At 59.4% G+C, this 18971-nt stretch carries 20 protein-coding genes; 10 read left to right on the top strand and 10 right to left on the bottom strand.

The genetic code is table 11. The annotated features are described in order from the left end of the window. Window positions 1–44: 44 nt before the first annotated feature. Complete coding sequence (locus tag GE543_RS06500) at window positions 45–1940, bottom strand: potassium transporter Kup (protein WP_003409377.1); 1896 nt, start codon at window positions 1938–1940, stop codon at window positions 45–47. A gap of 333 nt (window positions 1941–2273) precedes the next feature. On the opposite strand from GE543_RS06500, the gene GE543_RS06495 reads away from it, so the two are divergent. The 6 genes from GE543_RS06495 to tsaA all read left to right on the top strand — a co-directional run bounded on the left by GE543_RS06495 (window position 2274) and on the right by tsaA (window position 7610). Beyond that, entirely contained in the window at window positions 2274–3365 is a 1092-nt protein-coding gene (locus GE543_RS06495; RefSeq protein WP_153221029.1) for a catalase family protein, read from the top strand. Between the two features lie 311 nt (window positions 3366–3676). Then, window positions 3677–5020, top strand: a complete 1344-nt coding sequence (gene rimO, locus GE543_RS06490) for a 30S ribosomal protein S12 methylthiotransferase RimO (protein WP_003415573.1) — start codon at window positions 3677–3679, stop codon at window positions 5018–5020. 102 nt (window positions 5021–5122) lie between these two features. Then, a complete protein-coding gene (locus GE543_RS06485) occupies window positions 5123–5563 on the top strand; it encodes a GNAT family N-acetyltransferase (protein ID WP_153221028.1) in 441 nt (146 codons plus the stop codon). A gap of 92 nt (window positions 5564–5655) precedes the next feature. Beyond that, window positions 5656–6366 carry an rRNA pseudouridine synthase gene (locus tag GE543_RS06480; RefSeq protein WP_003339519.1) on the top strand — a complete coding sequence of 237 codons (711 nt, stop codon included), beginning with the start codon at window positions 5656–5658 and terminating at the stop codon, window positions 6364–6366. Between the two features lie 79 nt (window positions 6367–6445). Continuing rightward, complete coding sequence (locus GE543_RS06475; protein ID WP_003409371.1) at window positions 6446–6907, top strand: DUF1456 family protein; 462 nt, start codon at window positions 6446–6448, stop codon at window positions 6905–6907. A gap of 10 nt (window positions 6908–6917) precedes the next feature. Next, window positions 6918–7610, top strand: a complete 693-nt coding sequence (gene tsaA, locus GE543_RS06470; RefSeq protein WP_046270721.1) for a tRNA (N6-threonylcarbamoyladenosine(37)-N6)-methyltransferase TrmO — start codon at window positions 6918–6920, stop codon at window positions 7608–7610. 96 nt (window positions 7611–7706) lie between these two features. Here the strand turns inward: tsaA and fpr are convergent, their stop codons facing one another. Then, a complete protein-coding gene (gene fpr / locus GE543_RS06465) occupies window positions 7707–8486 on the bottom strand; it encodes a ferredoxin-NADP reductase (RefSeq protein WP_002554680.1) in 780 nt (259 codons plus the stop codon). 123 nt (window positions 8487–8609) lie between these two features. On the opposite strand from fpr, the gene GE543_RS06460 reads away from it, so the two are divergent. Beyond that, the gene (locus GE543_RS06460; RefSeq protein ID WP_003339525.1) at window positions 8610–9536 is read left to right on the top strand and encodes a LysR family transcriptional regulator; all 927 of its coding nucleotides are present in this window, start codon (window positions 8610–8612) and stop codon (window positions 9534–9536) included. A gap of 19 nt (window positions 9537–9555) precedes the next feature. Here the strand turns inward: GE543_RS06460 and GE543_RS06455 are convergent, their stop codons facing one another. From GE543_RS06455 to GE543_RS06440, 4 genes are all read right to left on the bottom strand, one after another. After that, entirely contained in the window at window positions 9556–9921 is a 366-nt protein-coding gene (locus tag GE543_RS06455; RefSeq protein WP_003314336.1) for a diacylglycerol kinase, read from the bottom strand. 82 nt (window positions 9922–10003) lie between these two features. Next, on the bottom strand, window positions 10004–10651 hold the full coding sequence (erdR, locus tag GE543_RS06450; protein WP_058398525.1) for a response regulator transcription factor ErdR: 648 nt from the start codon (window positions 10649–10651) through the stop codon (window positions 10004–10006). Window positions 10652–10666: 15 nt separating this feature from the next. Further along, window positions 10667–10849, bottom strand: coding sequence for a hypothetical protein (locus tag GE543_RS06445; protein ID WP_080052491.1), 183 nt, complete (start codon window positions 10847–10849; stop codon window positions 10667–10669). Between the two features lie 46 nt (window positions 10850–10895). Continuing rightward, window positions 10896–11606, bottom strand: coding sequence for a tRNA-uridine aminocarboxypropyltransferase (locus GE543_RS06440; RefSeq protein ID WP_046236732.1), 711 nt, complete (start codon window positions 11604–11606; stop codon window positions 10896–10898). Window positions 11607–11860: 254 nt separating this feature from the next. On the opposite strand from GE543_RS06440, the gene GE543_RS06435 reads away from it, so the two are divergent. Then, entirely contained in the window at window positions 11861–12277 is a 417-nt protein-coding gene (locus tag GE543_RS06435) for a quorum-sensing-regulated virulence factor family protein (protein WP_003314332.1), read from the top strand. Window positions 12278–12470: 193 nt separating this feature from the next. Beyond that, on the top strand, window positions 12471–13583 hold the full coding sequence (locus GE543_RS06430) for an LOG family protein (protein ID WP_003409350.1): 1113 nt from the start codon (window positions 12471–12473) through the stop codon (window positions 13581–13583). Window positions 13584–13596: 13 nt separating this feature from the next. On the opposite strand, the gene recX is transcribed toward GE543_RS06430, so the two are convergent. The 4 genes from recX to GE543_RS27340 form a co-directional block, all read right to left on the bottom strand. Continuing rightward, window positions 13597–14064: a recombination regulator RecX gene (gene recX / locus GE543_RS06425; protein ID WP_153221027.1), complete on the bottom strand. Its 468-nt coding sequence runs from the start codon at window positions 14062–14064 to the stop codon at window positions 13597–13599. Between the two features lie 5 nt (window positions 14065–14069). Beyond that, window positions 14070–15134, bottom strand: a complete 1065-nt coding sequence (gene recA, locus GE543_RS06420; protein WP_153221026.1) for a recombinase RecA — start codon at window positions 15132–15134, stop codon at window positions 14070–14072. A 93-nt stretch (window positions 15135–15227) separates the two neighbouring features. Beyond that, window positions 15228–15728 (bottom strand): CinA family protein, encoded by a 501-nt coding sequence (locus GE543_RS06415; protein WP_371927109.1) that lies wholly within the window; start codon window positions 15726–15728, stop codon window positions 15228–15230. Between the two features lie 84 nt (window positions 15729–15812). Next, on the bottom strand, window positions 15813–15941 hold the full coding sequence (locus tag GE543_RS27340) for a hypothetical protein (protein ID WP_004406207.1): 129 nt from the start codon (window positions 15939–15941) through the stop codon (window positions 15813–15815). Window positions 15942–16215: 274 nt separating this feature from the next. On the opposite strand from GE543_RS27340, the gene mutS reads away from it, so the two are divergent. Further along, window positions 16216–18783 carry a DNA mismatch repair protein MutS gene (gene mutS, locus GE543_RS06410; RefSeq protein ID WP_371927108.1) on the top strand — a complete coding sequence of 856 codons (2568 nt, stop codon included), beginning with the start codon at window positions 16216–16218 and terminating at the stop codon, window positions 18781–18783. Window positions 18784–18971 lie beyond the last annotated feature (188 nt).

Below are 18971 nucleotides of genomic sequence, written 5' to 3'. Positions count from 1 at the left end.
GCCGGGATTTTTTTATCTGCGCTGCCGGACAACCCGGCCAACGTTTACATCTCCACTTGGGTACCCAGCTCGATCACCCGGTTGAACGGCAGCTTGAAGAAGCGCAGGTTGCCGTTGGCGTTCTTGAGCATGAAGGCGAACAACGCTTCACGCCAGCGCGCCATGCCATCCATCTTGGACGGGATCACCGTCTCGCGGCTGAGGAAGTACGTGGTGCGCATCGGACTGAAGTCCAGCTCCGGCAAGTGACACAAGGCCAGTGCAGCCGGCACATCGGGCTCATCGATAAAGCCGAAGTGCAGGATCACCCGATAGAAGCCTTCGCCATAGGATTCGACTTCGAAGCGCTGAGCGGACGGTACACGCGGCGAATCTTCATACACCACCGTCAACAGCACCACTTGCTCGTGCAACACTTGGTTGTGCAGCATGTTGTGCAACAGCGCATGGGGTACGGCATCCGAACGTGCTGTCAGGAACACTGCCGTGCCCTGTACCCGATGCGGCGGCTGGACGCGAATACTGCCGATGAAGATCGGCAATGGCAGGCCGCCCTCGTCGATTCGCTCCGCAAGCAATTGCTTGCCGCGCTTCCAGGTGGTCATGAGGATAAACAGCACCGCGCCCGCCAGTACCGGGAAAGCCCCGCCCTGGAAGATCTTCGGCACGTTGGCCGCGAAGAACAGACCGTCCACCAGCAGCAGGCAGATCAGCAGCGGAACGGCCAGCAATGGCGGCCATTTCCAGAGCATCAGCATGACCGTCGACACCAGAATGGTGGTGCAGAGCATGGTCCCGGTCACCGCGACGCCGTAGGCAGACGCCAGCGCACCAGACGACTCAAAGCCGATCACCAGCAGAATCACGCCCGCCATCAGCGCCCAGTTGACGGCACCGATGTAGATCTGGCCTTGTGCGTCGCTGGAGGTGTGCTGGATGTGCATGCGTGGAATGTAGCCCAGCTGGATCGCCTGCAGTGTCATCGAGAAGGCGCCGGAGATCACCGCTTGCGAGGCAATGATGGTGGCCATCGTCGACAGACCGATCAGTGGCAGCAGCGCCCAGCCCGGCGCCAGCAGGTAGAACGGGTTACGAACCGTTTCAGGATTGCCCAGCACCAGCGCACCCTGGCCGAAATAGTTGAGCAGCAGCGCAGGCAGCACGAGGATGAACCAGGCGCGTGAAATCGGCTTGCGGCCGAAGTGGCCCATGTCGGCATACAGCGCTTCGGCCCCCGTCAGGGCAAGCACCACAGCACCCAGAATGGCCACACCAATGCCCGGATGGATGATGAAGAAATTCACACCCCATGCCGGATTGACCGCTTTCAGCACTTCCGGCGACTGCATGATGCCGTAGACACCCAGCGCGCCGAGCACCAGAAACCAGGTCACCATCACCGGGCCGAACAGCACGCCGATGCGCGCGGTGCCATGACGCTGAATCAGAAACAGCCCTACCAGCACAACCAGCGCCATGGGCACGATCCAGTGATCGAGGCCATCGAACGCCAGTTCCAGCCCTTCCATCGCCGACAACACCGAAACTGCCGGGGTGATCATGCTGTCACCGTAGAACAATGCGGCGCCGAACAGTCCGAACACCACCATCATCATTTGCAGCCGGGGATGCTTGGCCGACGCACGCCGCGCCAGGGCCATCAGCGCCATGATGCCGCCCTCACCCTGGTTATCGGCACGCAGGACGAACGCCATGTATTTGAAGGAAACCACCCAGATCAGCGACCAGAAGATCAGCGACAGCACGCCGAGAATCGCGTCATGGGTCACGTCCACACCGTACCCCCCCTGAAACACCTCCTTGAGGGTGTACAGCGGACTGGTGCCGATGTCGCCGTAAACCACCCCTACTGCGGCGATCAGCAACCCGATGGGCTTGGCAGCGCCTCCGGCCTCCGCATGACTGTTTGCTTGACTCATCCACTACTCCCGGAAACCAGACATGAGGTTCAACACTGAGAACATCACAAGGCGTAACAATTCAGATTCAGCCAGACATTGACATGCCTCGGCGCGATGGCGCGAAGCATAACGCAGCACTCGTCGTAATTCTTGGTGAAACGCAGATCATCGCAACGATCCGGCCTGCCTCCCTGCCTTGATCACTGCCTGTTGAGGGAGTTTTTCGAGGCAACGTTTCTCATGGAACGACAAAAATATCGGCCGGTCATTAGTTAAGCCTGCCGCATCAGGGGTCTACAAGAACCGCATCGACGCCCGGGCGCCCTGATTACCTCTGACCGAGATGCCCTGATGACTACACAAAACCTGACTGTCCAGCCCTTGCCCTTCCAGCCCTCCTTTGAAGTCGTTCCGGACGATGAAGCGCAGACCAGCAAAGAGCTGGTCGAAGCCATGCACTCCATCCTCGAGACCACTTATCAAGACACAGGGCACGCCATTCGCAGTGTGCACGCCAAGGCCCACGGCTTGCTCCACGGCCAGATTCAGGTCTACGGCGACCTGCCCGAGCCGTTGGCCCAGGGTGCCTTTGCCAGGCCCGGCAACTTCCAGGTCGTCATGCGCTTCTCGACCAACCCGGGCGATATTCTCGACGACAAGGTGTCCACGCCCAGAGGCCTGGCCATCAAACTGGTCGGTGTCGAAGGCGCGCGCTTGCCTGGCAGCGCAGAGGCAACCACTCAGGATTTCGTCATGCAAAACGCCAAGGCCTTTACCGCCAAGGACCCCAAGGCCTTCCTGAAGACCTTGAAGCTGCTGGCCAAGACGACCGACAAGGCGCCGAGCATGAAACGCGCGCTGTCTGCCGTCCTGCGCGGCATCGAGTCGGTGATCGAGTCTGCCGGTGGCGAAAGTGGCACACTGAGAAGTCTCGGCGGGCACCCGATGACCCATATCCTCGGCGAGACGTTCTACACCGTCGTACCGTTTCTATACGGCCCCTACTACGCCAAACTCAGCGTCGTGCCCGTCTCCGCCGAATTGATTGCGCTGACCGACAAGGCTGTGGACCTGAAAGACAATCCGGACGGTCTGCGCGAAGCGGTCAAGGCGTTCTTTCTTGAACACGATGCCAGTTGGGAAGTCCGCGTCCAGTTGGCCACAGACCTGGAGAAAATGCCGATCGAGGACGCCTCGGCGATCTGGCCGGAAGACCTCAGCCCTTACGTAACCGTCGCTCGAATCGATGTGCCCCGCCAGTCATCGTGGTCGGAGCAAAACGTCCAGGAAATCGACGAAGCCATGGCGTTCAGCCCGTGGCATGGCCTTGAGGCGCATCGTCCGTTGGGCGGCGTCATGCGCGTGCGCAAACCTGCCTATGAACACTCGGCGGGCTTTCGCAGTCAGCACAACGGCTGCCCGATGCATGAGCCGCGGCGCTGAAAGCAAGTGACAGCCAGTCCAGGCCTGCACAGGTGGGCCTGGACTTCATTCAAAATGTCACCGTCACCCGTTGCAACATCGGCCATCCTCCTCGATACACTGCGTGTAACCGACTTACTGTCGGTGATGATGCAATCGGCCAAGCACGCGCTGGCCCAGGCTGTGTCTCGCGTACGTCGTAATTCTCATGCAAACGCTGGTCATCCTGCCCACTCGCCGCTAGAATTGCGCACTTTTTGATCAGAGGCGCAGCAAGCGCCCAGTCAGCGCCTGCGCTTCGCGTCCGGGTGCCCTTCACGCCGAGGTTTGCCATGTCCACCGTCACCACGCCGTCCGCCCCCAAGGTTGGATTCGTTTCACTGGGTTGCCCAAAGGCACTCGTTGACTCTGAACGCATCCTGACCCAGCTGCGCATGGAAGGTTACGAAGTCGTTGCGACCTACGAGGACGCCGACGTGGTGGTGGTCAACACCTGTGGCTTCATCGATACGGCCAAGGCCGAGTCGCTGGAAGTGATCGGCGAAGCCATCAAGGAAAACGGCAAGGTCATCGTGACCGGCTGCATGGGCGTCGATGCGAGTGTCATTCGCAATGTGCATCCGAGCGTGCTGTCGGTGACCGGCCCGCAGCAGTACGAACAGGTGGTCAACGCGGTTCACGATGTCGTGCCGCCCCGCCAGGATCACAATCCGCTGATCGACCTGGTGCCGCCACAAGGCGTCAAGCTGACCCCGCGTCACTACGCGTATCTGAAAATTTCCGAAGGCTGCAACCACAGTTGCAGCTTCTGCATCATCCCGTCGATGCGCGGCAAACTGGTCAGCCGCCCGGTGGGTGATGTGCTGGACGAGGCCAAGCGCCTGGTCAAATCCGGTGTGAAGGAACTGCTGGTCATTTCCCAGGACACCAGCGCCTATGGCGTTGACGTCAAATACCGCACCGGTTTCTGGGACGGTCAGCCGGTCAAAACCCGCATGACCGAGCTGTGCCAGGCGCTGGGCTCGATGGGCGTCTGGGTGCGCCTGCACTATGTCTACCCGTACCCGCACGTCGACGAACTGATCCCGTTGATGGCCGCTGGCAAGATCCTGCCGTACCTGGACATCCCGTTCCAGCACGCCAGCCCGAAAATCCTCAAACTGATGAAGCGTCCGGCCTTCGAAGACAAGACCCTGGCGCGCATCAAGAACTGGCGCGAGCAGTGCCCTGACCTGATCATCCGTTCGACCTTCATCGTCGGCTTTCCCGGCGAAACCGAAGAAGACTTCCAGTACCTGCTGGACTGGCTGACCGAAGCGCAGCTGGACCGGGTTGGCTGCTTCCAGTACTCGCCGGTTGAAGGCGCGCCTGCCAATCTGCTGGACGCGGCCATCGTGCCGGACGACGTCAAGCAGGATCGCTGGGATCGTTTCATGGCTCATCAGCAGGCAATCAGCGCTGCGCGCCTGCAGATGAAGATCGGCAAGGAAATCGAAGTGCTGATCGACGAAGTCGACGATCGTGGTGCCGTGGGCCGCTGCTTCTTCGACGCCCCGGAAATCGACGGCAACGTGTTCATCGGCCTGGAAGACGGCAGCACCGTTCAGCCCGGCGACAAGATCATGTGCCGAGTGACCGATGCCGACGAATACGACCTGTGGGCCGAGATGCTCTAAGTACTCTCCCTGGTCGCAAACGAAAGCCCTGCCCTTTAACCGGCAGGGCTTTTTCGTCTCTGGCTGTTGTCTATCCAGGACCGGCTTAAAGGAGGACGCGATATGCAGCTATACACACCGGATACCCATGATTACCCGGAATTGACCGAGGTATGGGAACGCTCGGTGCGCTCGACCCATGACTTTCTGCCAGACGCCTACATCACCCGACTCAAGGGGCTGCTGCCGCAGTATCTGGGCAGTGTGACCCTGTTCTGTACAAGGGATGAGCAGCTCAACATCACCGGCTTTGCGGGTGCGCACAAAGACAGTCTGGATATTCTGTTCATCGACCCGAAGCATCGCGGCCAGAAGCTGGGCACGCAGTTGCTGACTCATGCAATCGAGCAGTTCAATATCCGCGAGCTGGACGTCAACGAGCAGAATACGCAGGCATTGGGGTTTTATCGCAGGCAGGGTTTCGAGGTTGTCAGCCGCTCTGAAATCGATGGTCTGGGCCAACCTTACCCCATGCTGAGAATGCGCCTGATCAGTCGTAACTGACACCGATTGCAGCGCAAATGCAATGTTGCCGCGATTAACCGTCGCCGGGCGGTTACAATGGCGACTTTATTTTAGCAAACGGCTTTTTTGTCATGACAGACCCCATTCGCCTTTCCAAACGCCTTATCGAGCTGGTCGGTTGCTCCCGCCGGGAGGCCGAACTGTTTATCGAGGGTGGCTGGGTCACTGTGGACGGCGAGGTCATCGAAGAGCCGCACTTCAAGGTCAGCACCCAGAAAATCGAGCTCAGCCCGGATGCCAAGGCCGATTCTCCAGAGCCTGTGACAATCATCCTGCACAAACCCGCCTCGGCAAGCGCCGAAGAGGCTTTGCAGATGATTACGCCGGGCACGCTCTCCGTAGAGCACAGCTACAGCAAGCGTCCGCTCAAGGGCCATTTCATGCGCCTTGAGGCGATTTCAAGCCTGCAGGCCAATGCCAGCGGCTTGATGGTGTTCAGCCAGGACTGGAAGATCCTGCGCAAGCTCACCGATGACCGCAGCAAGATCGAGCAGGAATACGTGGTGGAGATCTCGGGCGAGATGGTTGCTCATGGCCTCAACCGGCTGAACCACGGTCTGACCTACAAAGGCAAGGAGCTGCCAGCCGTGAAAGCCAGCTGGCAGAACGAGAACCGCCTGCGTTTTGCGATGAAAAATCCGCAGCCCGGCATTATCGCCCTGCTGTGCGAGGCCGTCGGCCTGAAGATCGTCGCCATTCGCCGCATCCGCATCGGCGGCGTGTCCATGGGCAAACTGCCCGAGGGCCAGTGGCGCTACATGACGGCCAAGGAAAAGTTCTGACCCTCGCGCCACCCACCTTATTACAGCGCGCATGGCCACCGTCATGCGCTGCCCTACGACTTATCAGGAAATACGCCTCATGATGAACAACGATGTACTGCGCAGCGTGCGCTACATGCTCGATATCAGCGACAGCAAGATTGTCGAGATCACCGCACTGACCGGCTTTGAAGTGTCGAAGAGCGATGTCATCGCCTTCATGAAAAAAGAGGAAGAAGAAGGCTACCTGGATTGCAGCGATGAAATCATGGCGCACTTCCTCGATGGCCTGGTCTACTTCAAGCGTGGCAAGGACGACAGCCGTCCGCCACAGGCGATCGATTTGCCGATCACCAACAATATCGTCCTGAAAAAACTGCGCGTGGCGTTCGAACTGAAAGAAGACGACATGCACGCCATCCTCAAATCGGTCGACTTCCCGGTTTCCAAACCAGAACTGAGCGCCCTGTTCCGCAAGGTCGGACACACCAACTATCGCGCCTGTGGCGATCAACTGCTGCGCAATTTTCTCAAGGGCCTGACCCTGCGCGTGCGCGGCTGAACCAGCCTCGATGAGCTACAACGTCTCCCCTGTCGGCTTCGTGCGCTCCTGCTTCAAAGAGAAATTCGCCATCCCGCGCCAGCCACAACTGGCCCCGGCGGCACGCGGTGTACTGGAGCTGGTGGCACCGTTCGATCAGGGTGAAGCGGTTCAGGGGCTGGAACAAGTCAGTCACGTCTGGCTGCTGTTTCTGTTCCACCAGGCGCTGGAAGACAAGCCCCGCCTGAAGGTGCGCCCGCCGCGCCTGGGTGGCAACCAGTCGATGGGCGTGTTCGCTACCCGCGCAACCCATCGCCCCAATGGCATCGGCCAGTCGGTGGTCAAGCTGGACAAGGTCGAGGCCGGACGACTCTGGCTGTCCGGCATCGACCTGCTGGATGGCACGCCGGTGCTGGACATCAAGCCCTACGTACCCTACGCCGATGCAATTGGCGATGCGACCAACCACATCGCCAGTGCTGCGCCAGCCCTGATACCGGTGCACTGGCAAGACGCCGCGCTGCAACAGGCTCGTGAACACGCGCTGCGCCTGAATGAGCCGCTGGTCGAACTGATCGAGCAGTGTCTGGCCCAGGACCCGCGCCCGGCCTATCAGCTACCCACGCCGGAACGTCGCTATGGTGCTCAGTTCTGGGATCTGGACGTGCGCTGGCACTACCCGCAGGCGGGTGTGATTTGCGTGCTGGAAGTGCTGCTCGCCTGAAGCCGCTGCTTGCCTGAACTGATTGGGGCGAAAAAACCCGCGCAACAAAAACCCGCCTGATCCACTCAAGGACGAGGCGGGTCTTGTGCAGCCGGCTTACTTCTCGACGAAAGCACGCTCGATCAGATAGTCGCCCGGCTCACGCATACGCGGCGAAACGGTCAGGCCGAAGCTGTTGAGCACTTCGCTGGTCTCGTCGAGCATGCTCGGGCTGCCGCACAACATGGCACGGTCATCCTGCGGGTTGATCGGTGGCAGGCCGATGTCGCTGAACAGCTTGCCACTGCGCATCAGGTCGGTCAGACGACCTTCGTTCTCGAAGGGCTCGCGGGTGACCGTCGGGTAGTAAATCAGCTTGTCACGCAGCGCTTCACCGAAGAACTCATTCTGCGGCAGATGCTCGGTGATGAATTCGCGATAGGCGACTTCATTCACGTAACGCACGCCGTGGCAGAGGATGACTTTCTCGAAACGCTCGTAGGTCTCGGGATCCTGGATGACACTCATGAACGGCGCAAGGCCGGTACCGGTGCTCAGCAGGTACAGATGCTTGCCCGGCTTGAGGTCGTCCAGCACCAGCGTACCCGTAGGCTTCTTGCTGATGATGATCTCGTCACCTTCCTTGAGGTGCTGCAGCTGGGAAGTCAGCGGGCCGTCCGGCACCTTGATGCTGAAGAATTCCAGATGCTCTTCCCAGTTCGGGCTGGCAATCGAATAAGCACGCATGAGCGGACGACCGTTTGGCTGCTGCAGACCGATCATCACGAACTGACCGTTCTCGAAACGCAAACCAGGGTCGCGGGTGCACTTGAAACTGAAGAGGGTGTCGTTCCAGTGGTGGACGCTGAGGACACGCTCGTGGTTCATGTTGCTCATGTACGTGAGGACTCCTGAAAAAATAGTGCGCGCAGAAGCACTGCGCTATTGCGCGACATTCTAGTGGCAGACACAATATCTGTTAAATGAATTATCAAGATATAGGTTATCGGTTATATAGATATGCGATTTACTCTCCGTCAGCTCCAGGTATTTGTGGCCGTCGCCCGGCAGGAAAGCGTCTCCAAAGCCGCGGTACTGCTTTCGCTTTCGCAGTCGGCTGCCAGCACCTCCATCACCGAGCTGGAGCGCCAATCGAGCTGCCAGCTGTTTGACCGCGCCGGCAAGCGCCTCAGCCTCAACGCCACCGGCAGGCAGTTGTTGCCGCAAGCCGTCGCGCTGCTCGATCAGGCCAAGGAAATCGAAGACCTGCTCAACGGTAAATCAGGCTTCGGCTCACTGGCGGTCGGGGCGACGCTGACGATCGGCAATTACCTGGCGACCCTGCTGATCGGCGGCTATATGCAGCGCCACCCGGAAAGCCAGGTCAAGCTGCATGTCCAGAACACCGCGCATATCGTGCAACAGGTTGCGCACTACGAGATCGATCTGGGCCTCATCGAAGGCGATTGCAGCCACCCGGACATCGAAGTGCAATCCTGGGTCGAAGACGAACTTGTGGTGTTCTGCGCCCCGCAGCATCCGCTGGCCAAGCGCGCGCAGGTAACGCTGGAAGAGCTGACCCATGAAGCCTGGATTCTCCGGGAACAGGGCTCCGGCACACGCCTGACCTTCGATCAGGCGATGCGTCATCATCGCAACGGGCTGAATGTCCGGCTGGAGCTCGAGCACACCGAAGCCATCAAGCGCGCAGTCGAATCCGGGCTGGGCATTGGCTGCATTTCCAGACTGGCGCTGCGCGATGCCTTTCGTCGCGGCAATCTGGTGGAACTGGCCACGCCCGAGCTGGACCTGGCCAGGCAGTTCTACTTCATCTGGCACAAACAGAAATACCAGACCTCGGCCATGCGCGAGTTTCTCGAACTGTGTCGCGCGTTCACCGCCGGAGTGCAGCGCAGCGACGAGATCGTGCTGCCCAGCCTGTATTGACGGTCTGTATCGAAAAGCGTTAGCCCAGCAAAATGATCGCCCACACCAGACCAATCATGCTCAGGGCGATGAACTGGGCAGCACTGCCCATGTCCTTGGCGTTCTTGGACAGCGGGTGCAAGTCCAGGGAGATACGGTCAATGGCCGCCTCTACGGCCGAGTTAAGCAACTCGACGATCAGCGCCAGCAGGCACACGGCAACCAGCAGGGCATGCTCGCCCTTGCTGACGTGCAGGAAAAACGACAGCGGAATCAGGACCACGTTGAGCAGCACCAGCTGGCGGAAGGCCGCTTCACCTTTGAAGGCTGCGCGCATACCGTCCAGTGAGTAACCAGCGGCGTTAAGAATACGTTTCAGACCGGTTTGGCCTTTGAAGGGCGACATAGAGAGACTGCTGTGTAAAAAGATGAGGAAAGCTAAGGCAATACAGGTCAAAAAAGCGTGAATGCTTGCAACCTGAAAGCCATCAACTGGACGAAATGGACTCAAGCTGCTGTAACAACAATGCTGCCTGGGTACGCGTGCGCACGCCAAGCTTGCGGAAAATCGCCGTGACATGTGCCTTGATGGTGGCTTCGGACACGCTGAGCTCGGAAGCGATCTGCTTGTTCAGCAAGCCTTCACAGACCATCGTCAACACTCGAAACTGCTGCGGCGTCAGGCTGGCAAGGCCTGCGCTGGCAGCCTTCGCTTCGTCTGAAACACTGATCACTTCATTGACCTGCGGCGGCCACCAGACGTCACCGTCAAGCACCGTGCGTACCGCCTGCTGAATGACTTCCAGCGAGCTGGATTTGGGAATGAAGCCACTGGCGCCAAACTCTTTGGAGCGCACCACGATGGAAGCTTCTTCCTGCGCCGAGACCATCACTACCGGTATCTGCGGGTACTGGCCACGCAACAGGACCAGCCCGGAGAAGCCATAGGCACCCGGCATGTTCAGGTCCAGCAGAACCAGATCCCAATCAGCCTTTTCCCCCAGGCGCGACTCAAGCTGGGCAATGCTTTCTGCCTCGACCAGCCTTGCGTCAGGCCCCAGGCCGATGCTCAGCGCCTGATGCAGCGCACTGCGAAACAGGGGATGATCATCAGCGATCAGGATGTCGTAGGTCATGTAATGATCCTGTTTTTATAGTGAGGGGCCGAAGAATCGGCCGCCCAGCGAGGCTGGCGAACGCTCGGTGCGAAACCCGTAGCGGGCTTCGGCGCACTGCCAGACCAGATGAATCGGCTTCCAGGCGGCGCCAAGCATGCCCAGCATGGCCATGACGGTCAAGCGCGAAGCGTCGATACCCGGGAACATAGATGGCAATTAGCCAAACCCGCGCAGTTCGACCACCCCTGATTTTCAAAAGCCTTCAAATGAACGCTTTCAAATGGGTATGCGCCACATCATCAGGATCAATCGGGTTCTGGAACTTGGCGCCCAGATAATGAGCGCTGAAGACGTCCAGATAAGCATCCAGCACGCCGCTGGCACTGGAGTCACCGGCCAGTTCCAGACAGAGGGCGGCCACTTCTGCCGTGCAGAAGTGGTCGTCGCGTCTTGATCGACGCAAGCGGTAGCGCGAGATCTGCTCGGGCTCCAGACTCAAGACCGGAAACCGCTCCAGATAAGGGCTCTTGCGAAACATCTTGCGCGCTTCGGTCCAGGTCGCATCCAGCAGAATGAACAACGGGCGCTTGCCATCCAGGCGCGAGACCTTATTGACCACGCGCTCCTCGGCGACAAATTCTCCGGGAAACACGATGTAAGGCTGCCACTGCGGGTCGTCCAGCAAGGCGAGCAGTTGCTCATCGACTTCTATCCGCGACCAGAGGAAGGCATGAGTGTCCTTGATCACATCGGCGATCAGCCAGCCGGTGTTGGTCGGTTTCAAGGGCTCGGTGTCATACATCAGCAGGCAGATGCCTGAATCGGCAGCGACGCTGGGGCGCCACTCGCACAGACAATAGCTGGAGATCACCCGGCATTCCGGGCAGCGCGGCGCGCGCGAGCCACGGGCAATAAAAGGCCTGGTACTGCGGGCCAGACGCTCATCGCGCAGGCGGGAAACGGCATGGCTCATTACAGGACATGCCTGCGGGGGGAAGACATCGACACCACAAAGACTCGGCAGGATTAAAGTCCGCGCAGTTTATCAGAGGCCCGGCACTTCAACGCGCTTTCGATCCGGCGGCCTCTTTTCATACAGAGCCTAGGCCCGATCAAGACTCCTGCTCTATACTGCTGCGCCATCGCACCCCGCCCTATCGGTGGGCGGCCCGGAACGCACTTTGAAGTCGCTGGTCCAACGGCCAGTGACTTAATCAGGAGAGTTTAATGCTGCGCCTTATCGTACCCACCCTTACGCTTTTGCTCGTTGCTCCACTGTGCGCCCAAGCGGCGTCGAAACAGGAGTTCGAACTCAGCAAGATGCTGGAAAAAGTCGCTAAGGAAAGCAGTGTCGGCACGCCGCGAGCGATCAACGAAGACATCCTCGATCAGGGCTATACCGTCAGCGGCAACCAGTTGATCAACCACCTGAGCGTTCGTGAAGGCCAGGCTCAGCAGATGCGCGCCAATCCGGACGTGATGCGCAACCAGCTGGGTAATAGCGTTTGCCACAACAATGGTTTCCGCCAGTTGATGACCAAGGGGGCCGTACTCAAGTATCAGTTCACCGAGTACAAGACCAACCGCCCGGTTGTGACGCAGACCTTTCAGGCTTCCGACTGTACTGTAAAGCCCAAGCAGTAAGCTACGCCCGACATGTAGCCGCCCCCCGCGCGCCTGTCCCTCAGGCGCGTCAGTCGAGCAATACTCAAGACATCCTGCAACTAATCCACCCTGATAATGAACAGGGTATGGGTAGCCTTTCTCTGCAAACCGGGACATCATCGATTCAACACGCCCCACCGGGCCATTGATCCAGCAGGAGGAAAAATCCCGAATGCCGTATGTACCTGACGATCTTTTATCCCGACACTTTCAAAGCGACGGTCTCGACCTGACCAGCAAGATTGAAGAGCACCTCAATGAGGTGGCTCCGGGCACGAAAAACCTGCCGCTGTACCGCGACATGATGCTCACGGTGCTGCGCATGGCCCAGGATGACCGCAACCGCTGGGACGTCAAGATAACGCTGCAAACCCTGCGCGAACTGGACAAAGCCTTTCGGGTGCTCGAGCGTTTCAAGGGCCGCCGCAAAGTCACTGTGTTCGGCTCCGCCCGTACACCAATGGAACATCCGCTGTACGCACAAGCCACAGAGCTGGGTGAAAAACTGGCCCGCTCCGACATGATGGTCATCACCGGCGCAGGCGGCGGCATCATGGCGGCAGCCCATGCCGGTGCAGGCTTGAAACACAGCCTCGGGTTCAACATTACCCTGCCTTTCGAACAGCACGCCAACCCGACGGTAGAAGGCAGCGAAAACCTGCTGCCCTTCCACTTCTTCTTTACGCGCAAGCTGTTCTTCGTCAAGGAAGCTGACGCGCTGGTGCTATGCCCAGGCGGCTTCGGAACTCTGGATGAAGCCCTGGAAGTGCTGACGCTGATACAAACCGGCAAAAGCCCGTTGGTGCCTGTCGTATTGCTGGACACGCCTGGCGGAAGTTTCTGGCAAGGTGCACTGGACTTCATCAAGCATCAGTTGCAGGACAATCACTACATTCTGCCAGCCGACATGAAGCTGATGAGGCTGGTTTACAGCGCCGATGAAGCGGTAGAAGAGATCGACCGGTTTTATGCGAACTTCCATTCCAGCCGCTGGCTGAAAAACAAGTTCGTGATCCGTATGCATCATGCGCTGAACGAACAGGCCCTGGAGCACATGCAGGAAGCGTTCGCTGACCTGTGCATCAATGAAAACTTTCATCAGCACAGTTATCAGGGCGAAGAGCACGATGAAGCGCAATTCAGCCACCTGACACGACTGGCGTTCACCTTCACAGGACGCAATCAGGGCAGGCTTCGGGAACTGGTGGATTACATCAATCAACAGGAAAACTGGGAAGACGCTTCAGTGACAAGGGACGCAGCTCGGAATCGGGCGCCACAGTAAGCACCCGGATATATCAGTCATCCCCGCCACGGCCGCTTAACAAGCGGCCGATCATTTCCAGCGGATAGCCGCGATAACTCAGAAAACGCCCCTGCTTGGCTCGCTCGCGCGCATCGACAGGCAGGGCACCGGCAAACTTGCGCTGCCAGAGCTCGTGAAGCTTCTCCTGCCAATCAACGCCGCACTCCCTGAGCGCCTGCTCAATGTCGGCACGTTGCAAGCCTCGCTGGCCAAGCTCTTCGCGAATACGAACAGGACCGTAGCCCGAACGTGCCCGGTAAGAAACGAAGCTTTCGAGGTAACGGGATTCAGAGAGCAGACCTTCCTCGACCAGACGATCAAGGGCTGCATCGATAAGCTCGGGGGGAGCGCCGCGCTGACGCAGTTTACGCGTCAGCTCGACTCGACCGTGCTCGCGACGTGCGAGCAGGTCCATTGCAGTGCACCTGACGGCGACGGGTGTATCGAGCACGGCAGGCATGGCTATCAGATATCGACATCTGCTTCAGACATGTCATCGGCAGCCACTGCTTCACGGGAGCCGACAGCCTTGGTATCAACGCCAGGGGTCAGCAGCTTGTCGCGGATCTGCTTCTCGAGCGCTTTGCAGATTTCCGGGTTATCTGCCAGGAACTTGGCCGAGTTGGCCTTGCCCTGACCGATCTTGCTGCCCTGGTAGCTGTACCAGGCGCCGGACTTCTCGACAAAACCATGCAGAACGGCCAGGTCGACGATTTCGCCATCCAGGTAGATACCCTTGCCGTAGAGAATCTGGAACTCGGCCTGACGGAACGGCGGAGCTACCTTGTTCTTCACGACCTTGACGCGGGTTTCGCTGCCGACAACTTCATCGCCTTCCTTGACCGCGCCTGTACGGCGGATGTCCAGACGTACCGAAGCGTAGAACTTCAGCGCGTTACCACCGGTAGTGGTTTCCGGGCTGCCGAACATCACGCCGATCTTCATACGGATCTGGTTGATGAAGATCACCAGGCAGTTGGCGTTCTTGATGTTGCCGGTGATCTTGCGCAGCGCCTGCGACATCAGACGCGCCTGCAGACCCACGTGCATGTCACCCATTTCGCCTTCGATCTCTGCCTTGGGTACCAGCGCAGCAACGGAGTCGACCACGATCACGTCGATGGCATTGGAGCGCACCAGCATGTCGGTGATTTCCAGCGCCTGTTCACCGGTGTCCGGCTGCGAAACCAGCAGGTCGTCGACGTTGACACCCAGCTTGCCGGCGTATTCCGGATCCAGTGCGTGCTCGGCGTCGACAAAGGCGCAGGTAGCACCCATTTTCTGGGCCTGAGCGATGACCGACAGTGTCAGTGTGGTTTTACCGGAAGACTCAGGACCGTAGATTTCCACGATCCGGCCTTTCGGCAGACCACCAATACCGAGTGCGATATCCAGACCCAGCGAACCGGTGGAGATGGCAGGGATCGCCTGGCGATCATGATCGCCCATGCGCATCACGGCGCCTTTACCGAACTGACGCTCGATCTGACCCAAGGCCGCAGCCAAGGCTTTCTTCTTGTTGTCGTCCATTGAAGTCCTCACGTAATCAAATTCAATTAGGGCCTTGATGGCCACAACACCTGTATAAGTAGACAGTATTATTCCACAGCAGTGAGCGCGCGCCTACCCCTGTTTTGGCATTTCTCCGCGCGCAAGCTGTATCAGCCCGTGCAGCGCGGCTTCGACCGTCTGTCGACGGACCTGATCACGGTCGCCATCGAAGTGGCAACGCCGGGCGATCAGCGCATCATCCTTGCCCCAGCACAGCCACACGGTACCGACCGGTTTGTCCGGCGAACCGCCGCCGGGCCCTGCGACACCGCTGACCGCGACGGCGAATCGTGCACCACTTTCACGCTGTGCGCCTCGCACCATGGCTTCGACAACCGGCTGGCTGACCGCCCCGACCTGTTCGAACAACACCTCGGGCACCCCTAGCTGGCGGGTCTTCTGGGCATTCGAATAGGTCACGTAGCCCGCTTCGAACCACGCCGAGCTGCCGGCAATGCGCGTGATCGCTTCAGCGATTCCGCCCCCCGTACAGGATTCGGCAGTGGTCACTTGCGCGTTCATTGCGCCCAGAAGCTTGCCAAGCATATCGGCAAGCCCGGTTATCTCATTCACGGTGTAATCGTTCATGCTGGAAAGCCTGTAAAGGTGAATCCTGAGGCGGCGCACCTGCCGCGCAACGGGGCTGAGCATGCTGCTTTACTTGTCATTTTTCCTGCGCCCGGGCTTTTTGACCGTTTCCACCGTGGTTTCTCTCGGCCTTTTTCTGGCTTCTTCCAAAGGGATGAAGCGCCCGCTGACAGAATCTCTTGCTCGTTTGTTCTTCATATAAAAGTCCTTTTTTATAAGTTACCGCCCGGTGATCGAGCGGCAGCGATGAAAGTCTATACGGCAAATCGGGATGCATGGCTGTCTGGAAACGCCCGGTCACCAATACGCAGGAAGCCACGCTGTCACTGCACCACCCGGTCGAGCGTGATAACCTTGCCGCCATCGCACATACCCGGCAGATGCCCCTTGCTTCAGACAAGGGCCACCCGTCGCGTCTCAAGGTTGCCTCACTCCTCTCAAGAACTTGCCTAAACCACTGATGAATAAAGCAATTTCCGACCTCTCCGCACACACTCCGATGATGCAGCAGTACTGGAAACTCAAAAACCAGCACCTGGATCAACTGATGTTTTATCGCATGGGCGATTTCTACGAGATCTTCTACGAAGACGCGAAGAAAGCCGCCAAGCTGCTGGATATAACCCTGACCGCACGCGGCCAGTCGGCAGGTCAGAGCATTCCCATGTGCGGGATTCCCTACCACGCAGCCGAGGGTTATCTGGCCAAGTTGGTGAAACTGGGCGAATCGGTGGTGATCTGCGAGCAGATCGGCGACCCCGCCACCAGCAAGGGGCCGGTGGATCGTCAGGTGGTGCGGATCATCACGCCAGGGACCATCAGCGATGAGGCCCTGCTCGACGAGCGCCGCGATAACCTGATCGCCGCCGTGCTGGGTGACGAACGCCTGTTCGGCCTGGCAGTACTGGACATCACCAGCGGCAACTTCAGTGTGTTGGAGATCAAGGGCTGGGAGAACCTGCTGGCCGAGCTCGAGCGTATCAACCCCGTCGAGCTGCTGATTCCGGATGACTGGCCACAAGGTCTGCCTGCCGAGAAGCGCCGCGGTTCTCGACGTCGCGCGCCCTGGGATTTCGAGCGCGACTCAGCCCATAAAAGTCTGTGTCAGCAGTTTGCAACCCAGGACCTGAAGGGGTTCGGTTGCGAAAACCTGACGCTGGCCATTGGTGCTGCCGGCTGCCTGCTCAGCTATGCCAAGGAAACCCAGCGCACCGCCCTGCCCCATTTACGCAGCCTGCGTCACGAACGTCTCGACGATACCGTGATCCTCGATGCAGCCAGTCGCCGTAACCTGGAACTGGACACCAACCTGTCCGGAGGCCGTGACAACACCCTGCAATCGGTCATGGACCGCTGCCAGACCGCGATGGGGACACGGCTGTTGACCCGTTGGCTGAACCGGCCGTTGCGCGACCTGACCATCCTTCAGGCACGCCAGACGTCGATCACCTGTTTTCTGGAACGCTATCGCTTCGAAAACCTGCAACCTCAGCTTAAGGAGATCGGCGACATCGAGCGGATTCTGGCGCGTATCGGCCTGCGTAACGCGCGGCCACGTGACCTCGCCCGCCTGCGCGACGCCCTGAGCGCCCTGCCCGAACTGCAACAGGCGATGACCGATCTGGACGCACCGCACCTGCAGCAACTTGCGCAGACGGCCAGCACCTATCCCGAGCTGGCCGACCTGCTGCAGCGCGCGATCATCGACAATCCGCCTGCCGTTATCCGCGACGGCGGCGTTTTGAAGACCGGCTACGATGCGGAACTGGATGATCTGCAGTCGCTGAGCGAAAACGCCGGTCAGTTCCTGATCGACCTGGAAGCCCGCGAAAAAGCCCGCACCGGTCTTGGCAACCTGAAAGTCGGCTACAACCGCGTGCATGGCTATTTTATCGAGCTGCCAAGCAAGCAGGCCGAGCAGGCGCCGGCAGATTACATACGGCGCCAGACCCTGAAGGGTGCCGAACGCTTTATCACGCCCGAGCTCAAGGAGTTCGAAGACAAGGCGTTGTCGGCCAAGAGCCGCGCGCTGGCTCGGGAAAAGATGCTCTACGAAACACTGCTCGAAGACCTGATCGGCCATCTTGCGCCGCTTCAGGATACCGCTGCGGCGCTGGCCGAACTGGACGTGCTGAGCAACCTTGCGGAGCGCGCGCTGAACCTGGACCTCAGTTGCCCACGCTTTGTCGCCGAACCGTGCATGCGCATCGAGCAGGGTCGCCATCCGGTCGTTGAACAGGTCCTGAGTACGCCTTTCGTTGCCAACGACCTGGCGCTGGACGACAGCACGCGCATGCTGGTCATCACAGGCCCGAACATGGGCGGTAAATCGACCTATATGCGTCAGACGGCGCTGATCGTGCTGCTGGCCCATATCGGCAGCTTCGTTCCCGCTGCCAGCTGCGAACTGTCGCTGGTCGACCGGATCTTCACCCGCATCGGCTCCAGCGACGACCTGGCGGGCGGACGCTCGACGTTCATGGTCGAAATGAGCGAAACGGCAAACATCCTGCACAACGCCACCGATAAAAGTCTGGTACTGATGGACGAAGTCGGACGCGGCACCAGTACCTTCGACGGCCTGTCGCTGGCCTGGGCGGCAGCTGAATGCCTCGCGCAACTGCGTGCCTACACACTGTTCGCCACGCACTATTTCGAACTGACGGTGTTGCCGGAAAGCGAGCCGCTGGTGACCAATGTGCACCTCAACGCCACCGAGCATAATGAGCGCATCGTGTTCCTGCACCGCGTACTGCCAGGGCCTGCGAGCCAGAGCTACGGACTGGCCGTGGCGCAACTGGCCGGTGTGCCGGGCAAGGTCATCAGCCGCGCCAAGGAGCACTTGCAGCGTCTGGAAACCACCAGCCTGCCGCACGAGCAGCCGCGCGCCAAACCCGGCAAGCCGGCTGTCCCGCAGCAGAGCGATATGTTCGCAAGTCTGCCGCACCCGGTGCTCGACGAGCTGTCGAAGGTCAAGGTCGACGATATGACCCCGCGACAGGCACTGGATTTGCTATACACATTGCAAACTCGCCTGTGACGTGAAGCATTACATACTGTTAGAATCCCGCGCGGTTTGGGACGCTCTCGGCTTTTAGCCTGGTCGAGGCGTTTTTCGAGCCGCGTGAAAATGCAGCGAACCGCCGGTAGGTAGCAGGGACAGGTAGTAGACGACGCAGTCTTACTGCCTCAAGGCCACCCACCAAAAGCACGTGTTTTCATAGGGCC

It is taken from the genome of Pseudomonas sp. SZ57 (assembly GCF_009495975.1).
GTDB lineage: Bacteria > Pseudomonadota > Gammaproteobacteria > Pseudomonadales > Pseudomonadaceae > Aquipseudomonas > Aquipseudomonas syringae.
Note: the sequence above shows the minus strand (reverse complement) of the source record. Positions and strands in the feature narration are given on the sequence as shown.